This window comes from Streptomyces sp. NPDC037288, from assembly GCF_055603265.1.
Genome location: NZ_JBVJVY010000122.1, coordinates 1 through 6,341 on the forward strand (window position 1 = coordinate 1; position 6,341 = coordinate 6,341).

Consider the following 6,341-nt stretch of genomic DNA (forward strand, 5'->3'; position numbering starts at 1 on the left):
CGCTCGTTTACGCAGCTCAACGGGGTAGAGGGAAGGACGTGCCATGACTCGATCCTCTCAAATGATCGAGTCTCTATCGAACCCGGAACGGTTCAAGGTCCAGGAAGTATTGCGCCGGGCGCAGACCTGCCAACCGGCCATTCGAACAGGCGATGACCCGCCAGAGGCTGGTGCCCCTGGCGACCATGCATTCGACACATGGGCATCCCGCCGCCAGCTCTCGTTTGACGACCTTTGGTGATCCAGGGTCTGTGCGTCCTGATCGACCCGAGGGCTGGGACGTCGAGGTATCTGAACAAGCGCGCACACAAGTGCCATCAGCCCAACCAGCGGCATGAGTACGGCTATGGGTCCCGTACCCCCTCGACCGAGAGTAGGGGGTACGGGACCCTGCGGAGGAAGGAGGGTTCAACACCTCGTCCCAGAAGGGAGAGTCTTTCCAAGGGGGACATGTGACGCCGTAGGTCACCCGATTGGCACCACCCTCCCGTCGTTGTCGCAGAGGTGACAACTACCGCTATGCGGCGGAGGCAGGCCCCCTGGCAGGTCCTTGCACCAGTGTGTACGCACCCTTTCGCTTGCGTCGACTGGTTGCGATGCGGCACATCGCCGCACCCTGCCAGGTAAGTTGACCGTCACGCTCGCGTTCGCGGCAGCACCTGAATATCCACGGTGAACCGCGTGAGCGGAAGGACTGGAGCACCTCACTCGTTTGGATCGCCTGATCGTCATGCGTCGGGCGTATGCAGCTCTCGTAGGCGTGTGCTTGCCCCTGAAGCCTCTGAGGGTTGGTAAGAGTGAGAGTCAAATGGGCTCTCGATGTATCCGCGACACGCGTCCGCGTTCGGCGCGATGCTACAGGAAGCACAATCCATTAGCTGAGTTTCAATTAAGAGAAAAGTGCCCAATGCGTATCTGCGCGATTGCTTTCGCTTCTGCTGCCACGGTAATTTCCACCCTGCTGCCAGCGGCCTCTGCCGCAGCTGACGAGTCCACCGGCGATGTCAAAAGCAACCCTGTCACGGTTATGCTATTGACGAAGGCCCAGTCTGGCATCAATCCCACCTCCGCCGCCGGACCGGTGGGTAGTGTTGGGTTGTCATCCTACGTGGAGCGTGGGGCATCATCCCGGGGCCCGGGAGGCGTGTCCGACGCTGGATTCCGTCGCAGGGGACTTCGAGGAACTCAACGTCAATCCACACGGCCTGTGCTACAAGATTTACAAGCCTGTGACCGTGACTGCCCAGGGCTGGTGGCGAGGCAAGAAGGTCTCATACGAGAAGACCTTTACAAACTCCTGCGAACTGCAGAAAACCACCGGCGATGTCTTCGCATTTTGAGCCGTCGCGGTTCCGTCAGCCTTCGGTTCCGGGCGCGGGCTGGTAACGGTGATCCGCTGGATGGCTCATGGGCCTGGCCGCCCGGACCCCGCGGACTCGACCGCCATACAGGAGAAGCGATTCGATTGCTGCTGTTAGAAACGGCGAGACTGGGCTGCCGGCGTTGATCGGCGATGCGCGGGCGATATTTGACGGCGTCCTGTGACAGTCGACCTCCGTGGCGCCGAGCCGACTTGCTGATCGGCCACCAGGCTTCGGTCAGCTGCCAGAGCGAGGGAAGGCCGCGCGGAGGGCCCCTTCGTCATCGCCTACCAGGCCCGCATCAGCCGGGATCTGGGCTACTGGGGCCTGGTGACGAGATCGCTGCCAGTCCTGCGCACTGTCCACCCGACGGCTCGACCTCGTGTGCGACCCCACGCGGCAGATCAACCGCCTCCAGGCCGCCGTGGAGGCCCGCCTCGGGAAGGGGCCGCTGGCCCTCGGCGAGGAGATCGCCGAGCTGGATGGCCCTCATCGAGTCGAGGTTCCGCGAGCATCTCTACGCCCAGGGGATCCGCAGGCTGCCTTGGGCGGACCAGGCACGTGTCGGCACTGGCCGGCCTCACCTCCAAGGCGTACTGCCAGCGCAAGCGCGCCGAAGGGCAAGGGCACCAGCAAGCTTTAGTCGCCCTCGCCCGCCGACGCGTCAACGCCTTGGAGGCGATATTCCGTGCTGCTCCTGAAGATCGACGGGCGCACGACGCTCTCGGGTGGTGCATAAACCGAGAGGTATGCGGAGCGGCTCCGGCTGCTTGTTCTCGAGACCGACGACCCGCCAAGTAGCTCATTCCCTGCGGATCTCGCTCGGGCCGCGCTCCCAGACGAGTTCCGCTCGAACGACGACACGTCGCAGCAACGGCTACAGCACCCCGGGTCTGTGCCGCCGTGGCGCGGACGATCGCCAACGAGCTGGTCAGCCGAGCGGGACTGTGAAGCAGGCCACCCGTGCGCCGGCCATGCCGGCTTCTCCAGGGCCGGTAGTGGTCCCGCGCTCGTGGATCACCACAGACCCCGCCCCGCCGATGCGGAAGCGCCAGTCATTGCGCGACACGACGCTGGCTTTCCCGCTGCGATCGGTCTTGAAGTCCAGCCACACTTCGTTCCTCCGGTTCGCGTAAGCGGGATCGACGGAGGGCTGGTGCGGGTCCGGGTGGTTCTGGTAGTGAGGACCGGGGCCGTCAGGACGGAAATCGCATGGTTTCGTGTGCACGTGTGCCCCGTACGTGCGGTTCGGCCTTAAGCCTCGGACCTTCAGTCCGACGCGGGTCAAAGCATTGGTGGCGTACTCCTTGACTTCGATGTACGAGGCTGCGGGTACCAGAGTCATGTCATACGTGACTGCACGAGACGGGATGAAGGCAGTTGGCGGTGCAAATCGCGCATCTGTCCGAAGCTGATAGGAGTTCTCTGATGCTGACGCATTCGTCACCATGGTCATCGTGATGGCAGCTGCTGCGACAACAGTCGTCTTGGCCAGTTTCATCAACTTCACCTTCTTCTGTCTCTCAAGTGAGAATCCTGTCGTAGGTATCCCTTCCCGGCCTCGGTCACTGAACCCTTCACCCGCAGGGGTGATGAGCCGGCTTGTGCACAGCCGGCGAAGGGTGCACGCAGCGCACGGCTGCGTCTTCAACGGTGGGGTCGTGACCACGTGATGGACGGGTGTTTGGAGGCTGCGTATGCCGAGTGCCAGTGGAAACCAAGGCTTGCCACTATGGCCGGCGGAAGTCATGAAGCCATCTCTGCCTGAGTGGGAAAGGACAGCGATCAGATGGCTGTGGGAGTTACTACCCGCGCATTACCGTAACCAGTGGTTACTGGTTTGTCATCCTCGCCTGCTGGCGCGCCAGGCTTACCGGCAAGTGGAGGGCGAGATGTACATGCTGCGCTATAAGCGAAGCTCATACTCTGAGCTTGAGTCGCTTGGGCTTTCCCCGAATGCGATCGAGAAAATAATCCGACTGGATGCGGCAGAATTTCATCGACTTGTGCGGGTGAAGGGGCAAATTGAGATGATTGCGAGAGCGTTGGCATATGCACAAACGATGGAAAACTGCCACCAAAACCCTGAGCCGTGATCAGGCTGCTTGCAACGCGTAACACGTGCATGCGCGTGAGCACCGTCCGCGGCCCAGCGATGCGGGGAAAATGACCACGCGGTGGTGCCTCCGGTCGAGCCCCGCTATCTCACCCCACGGCTGCTGATCCCGTCGCGGCAACGCCCCGAACACCTCGGCAGCGAACTCTGGGGGCCTGGGTGAACGACAGCGCTCATCCCTACGGCGCGCCAACCTCACGCCAGTTCACGAGCCCGTCGCCCAGTGTGGGAGGGCCCGGAGATGCTGTGGTTCGCCCAGGAGGAGTCGTGCCCGGCCGTGTCGTCCTACCAGCAGTGGTCGTCACCGCTGGGCTCGATCTTCATTCCTGGAAGTTGGCGTCCGTCCGCATACAAGAGTTGCCGCTGCCGCAGGGCACCGCCTGCGCCGAGGCAGAGGTGGCGAGCACACGGCCACGGCGGACAGCTCGGTGGCGTCGAGCAGGGAGGCGAGACGCTGTGGTGCCGGACGCGGACTGCTGCGCGCAGGTCACGCTGGCGCCGCCGATCAGTTCTTCCCTCTGCCATCTGTCTCAGCGCTTTCGTATGGCAGGCGGTTCGTGCCGACGCAGGAGCCGGAGCGTGAGCACATAGCAGCTCATCACCATGACGAAGAGCACGCATGTATCGGTAAGCCACTGGCCGAGCGTGTGATGCCACAGGGGGTCGGTAGCTGAGGGCGCTGACTTGTCCATCGGACCGAGCAGCTGCCCGAGATCAACTGTCACACCTTCCGACGCGATGGCCCAGCGCGATGGTGCCAGCCAGCCTACTTGTTCGACTCCGGGACTGTGGAAGAGGCGAAACGTGATGCCTGAGAACAGGTACTGGAAGACGGAGTACAGAACCAGGAGAGGCATGGTGCTCTCGGTAGTCCTCGCCAGCGACGAGATGACCAGACCGCACATCATCGAGGTGAACCCGAGCGCTGTGATGACGAAGCTCATCTCAAGGATCGGGGCGTCCGCCACGACGATCCCGTGTGGCGGTGATGCACGTGGCAGGAGTCCGAGCAGGCACATGATGATTGCCTGGAGGCCCGAGATAAGCCCCAGAACAGTGATCTTCGACATGAGGTAGGCGGATCTGGAGAGGCCCGCGGCCCGTTCCCGTTCATAGATCACCCGTTCCTTGACCACCTCACGGACGGAGTTCGCGGCCCCCATGAAGCAGACGCTGATGGCAACGGACGCGAGGATCGTGCCGGCTTCGAGATTCGGCGTTCCGCCGGGTGCCCTGCGAAGGCCGAAGTCCGCAGGTATGACGGTGCTGGCCAGGCCCAGGACAATGGGCAGGAGGGCTATCAGGCAGACCAGCCTCCGGTCGGAGGCCATCACCGCCAGTTGCCGACGGACCAGCCCAGACAGCTGCGTCCTCCAGCGAGGTGGCTCCGGAGTGTGTACTGCCTCGGGGGTTGTGGCTGTCGGCTGCGGTGGGGCGGCGGCCGTAGCAGCCACATGTCGCTGGTGTTCCTGCCACCTGCGGGACCAGACGTGATCCCCACGTCTCTCGAAGGCGGAGAACACATCGGCCCAGGTAGCCTTCCCGAAGTATGCAAGTGCCTTGTCCGGGGCGCCGAAGTAGGCCAAGGATCCGCCTGGTCCCAAGACCAGTACTTTGTCGCATAGCTCCAAAGCTCCGACTGAGTGTGTGACCACCAGCACGGTCCGGCCGTCGTCCGCGAGTCCCCTCAGCAACTCCATGACATCACGGTCCATGCCCGGATCAAGGCCGGAGGTTGGTTCGTCCAAGAACATGAGCGAGGGTTTGGTCAGAAGTTCCACCGCCACCGAGGCACGCTTGCGCTGCCCGCCGGAGAGCGAGCTGATGCGTTGGTCGGCGTGGAGGCCGAGTCTGAGCTGAGCCAGCACTTCCTCAACCCGTCGGGCGCGTTCCCTTGGCGCTGTGTCGCGGGGGAAGCGCAACTTGGCGGCGTAGCGGAGCGCGGAGCGCACCGTGAGCTGTGGGTGGAGGATGTCGTACTGGGGAACGAGCCCAATGTGCCGGCGCAGTTCGCCGAAACGCTCATGGAGGTTCTGGTTCTCGTAGAGTACCTCGCCCTTGACATCCACCTGATGGCCCGTCAGGGCACGCAGCAAGGTGGTCTTTCCTGAGCCGGATGGACCGACGACTGCGATCAGGGATCTTCCGGGCACCGTGAAGCTCACGTTGTTCAGCAGTGTTCGAGCGCCCCTGCCGTGCTTGACCTTTACTGTCAGCTGACGTGCGGTCAACGGCGACATCTCGGCGCCCCGGCCGCCTGTGGTGCCGCTGGCTGCGCCGACGCCGGGGGGTCCGAGTTGCGGGATGGTGATGGCGGATCCGGTCACTTCGGCCGTGACGAGGGTATCCGGAGTCTGGCCGGGCCGACGATGGCGACCGTTCCCGGAGAACATGAGTGACCTTTCGCGACAGCGTCGACCGGCGCGGTACGTAACGCGGCGCGGCGTTGACAGGGAACTACGTAACACCGCGTTGAGGGCGCGGCAGGCCCAGGCGTGCAGGGACCATGGTCGTCGGGGCGTGGAGTGCAAGACAGCAAGTGGTGGTCGGTCAATGGAGTTTCAGCGCTTTGGAGTTCCTACCGAATCAGACCCAGTCAGAAGACAAAGCAGAACGGCGTCCTCGGCTGGGCAGCCGGCTCAAGGAAGATCCGGTTCCTGATCCGCGTTCTAGTGTGCCGTCTTGCCTGCGGTGTGCAATATGGATATCCCCTATATCTTCCGGGAAGCCGGTGTTCAGGATTCACAGACCTTTCAGCCTTGCGCTGTGAGTGAACCGTTTTCATCCTGAATATGTGCAGGTCATCAGGGTGTGGACGGCTTGAACTGCTGTGCCGATGCGGCGGGTGGAGCAGCGTGCTCGCC

Annotated in this window: 4 protein-coding genes and 1 pseudogene; 2 read left to right on the forward strand and 3 right to left on the reverse strand. The window is 63.1% G+C overall.

The window, feature by feature from the left end; all coding sequences use genetic code 11:
• Positions 1-1,088: 1,088 nt before the first annotated feature.
• The gene (locus ACZ7GZ_RS41775) at positions 1,089-1,340 is read left to right on the forward strand and encodes an SSI family serine proteinase inhibitor (protein ID WP_471032917.1); all 252 of its coding nucleotides are present in this window, start codon (positions 1,089-1,091) and stop codon (positions 1,338-1,340) included.
• Between the two features lie 952 nt (positions 1,341-2,292).
• Here ACZ7GZ_RS41775 and ACZ7GZ_RS41780 read toward each other — a convergent pair.
• On the reverse strand, positions 2,293-2,862 hold the full coding sequence (locus ACZ7GZ_RS41780) for a superoxide dismutase family protein (RefSeq protein ID WP_471032919.1): 570 nt from the start codon (positions 2,860-2,862) through the stop codon (positions 2,293-2,295).
• Between the two features lie 196 nt (positions 2,863-3,058).
• On the opposite strand from ACZ7GZ_RS41780, the gene ACZ7GZ_RS41785 reads away from it, so the two are divergent.
• Positions 3,059-3,457: a hypothetical protein gene (locus tag ACZ7GZ_RS41785; RefSeq protein ID WP_471032922.1), complete on the forward strand. Its 399-nt coding sequence runs from the start codon at positions 3,059-3,061 to the stop codon at positions 3,455-3,457.
• A 550-nt stretch (positions 3,458-4,007) separates the two neighbouring features.
• Here ACZ7GZ_RS41785 and ACZ7GZ_RS41790 read toward each other — a convergent pair.
• Positions 4,008-5,804 carry an ATP-binding cassette domain-containing protein gene (locus ACZ7GZ_RS41790; RefSeq protein ID WP_471032925.1) on the reverse strand — a complete coding sequence of 599 codons (1,797 nt, stop codon included), beginning with the start codon at positions 5,802-5,804 and terminating at the stop codon, positions 4,008-4,010.
• Between the two features lie 454 nt (positions 5,805-6,258).
• Positions 6,259-6,341 (reverse strand): annotated as a pseudogene (locus ACZ7GZ_RS41795) (IS5/IS1182 family transposase); the annotation flags it as partial.

Coding starts and splice junctions, on each gene's coding strand:
- ACZ7GZ_RS41780 (WP_471032919.1), bottom strand. CDS start 2,862: ATGAAACTGGCCAAGACGACTGTTGTCGCAGCAGCTGCCATCACGATG.
- ACZ7GZ_RS41785 (WP_471032922.1), top strand. CDS start 3,059: ATGCCGAGTGCCAGTGGAAACCAAGGCTTGCCACTATGGCCGGCGGAA.